Here is a 1,281-nt window from a genome sequence, read left to right as displayed (position 1 = left end):
ATATATTAGGGGTACCGGAAAGAAACCGCGTTTTTTTATCAAAAACTAAAACTTTTATAACGGAACAGTAAAATACATTTATTTATCAATATAATCGCCATCATTGTTGATGACATCAGTCCATCTTTGCACCAAATTTTCAATACCTTCCTGATAAAAGGAAGGCTTTTTTGAGTCGAAATATTCCAATAGGGCATTTTTGACAGCATCATTATCATCAAAGCATTTTCCAGCAAGGAAGTGTTGGAGGGACCTAAACAAATGATAGTCCGAAGGAGCAATATCGGGACTATATGGAGGATGGGAGAGGATGTCCCAACCGAAACTCTTGATTTTCAGTTGCGTTACTTTTGCGGTGTGCGGACGAGCGTTATCCTGTTGGAGGATAATCCCTCTTCTGTTGACCATTGCCGGACGTTTGGCTATCAATGCTTCATGTAAGCGTTCCAATTGTTGACAATAGATCTCCGCAGTCACGGTCTGACCCATTTTTAGTAATTCAAAATGAATTATCCCAATCTGGTCCCACCATACACAGAGAAGTGCTTTTTTCGGATGAAGCGAAGATCTTGCTGTCGTTAGTGGCTTTTGTCCGCGAGACAGATATTGTTTTCTACAAGCAGGATTTTCGAAAAGTATCCACTTTTCATCACCAGTAACCAGGCTTCGGAGAAACTGTTCCTTTTCATGTTTAATAAGTAATGATTGGCAGGTCGAAATTCTCATTTGTTTGTTTTCTTCAGATAATTTATGTGGAACCCATTTCCCAACTCTATAGTGCTTTCCAATGGCTAATAGATGTTCCTGAATGGTAGACCAACTACATCCAAAAGTCTGAGCCATATCTTCGATTGTTTGACGGGGGTTTAATTCGACCACAGCTCTCAATTCATTGTTGTCCAACGCTGATGGTCGTCCAGATTTTGGCTTATCCTGAAGACTGAAATCTCCCGATCGGAATCGAGAGAACCACTCCTGGCACTGACGGATACTTATTACATCTCCATAGATATCACATATGTTTCTATGGGCTTCAGTTGCATTACATTTTTTATTATATTCCATAAGAAGACAATGTCTGATATGACTTGAATCTGGAATATATTCACCCATTGATTGAACAGAACTAAAATAAGTTTTATTTTATATTATAATGATAATTAAATCTATTTCAAATTATTATACTACATATTTAATATATTGATATATTTTAACAAAGCGTAAATTATGATAACAATTTGTATATAAAAAAACGCGGTTTCTTTCCGGTACCCCTAATAT

General features: G+C 36.9%; 1 protein-coding gene. It reads right to left on the bottom strand.

All coding sequences use genetic code 11. The features are described 5' to 3' along the window. Positions 1–78: 78 nt before the first annotated feature. Positions 79–1,113 carry a hypothetical protein gene (locus tag ACAX61_RS19575; RefSeq protein WP_370716213.1) on the bottom strand — a complete coding sequence of 345 codons (1,035 nt, stop codon included), beginning with the start codon at positions 1,111–1,113 and terminating at the stop codon, positions 79–81. Positions 1,114–1,281: the final 168 nt, after the last annotated feature.

The organism is Sphingomonas sp. IW22 (assembly GCF_041321155.1).
Lineage (GTDB): Bacteria > Pseudomonadota > Alphaproteobacteria > Sphingomonadales > Sphingomonadaceae > Sphingomonas.
Note: the sequence above shows the minus strand (reverse complement) of the source record. Positions and strands in the feature narration are given on the sequence as shown.

Coding starts and splice junctions, on each gene's coding strand:
- ACAX61_RS19575 (WP_370716213.1), bottom strand. CDS start 1,113: ATGGGTGAATATATTCCAGATTCAAGTCATATCAGACATTGTCTTCTT.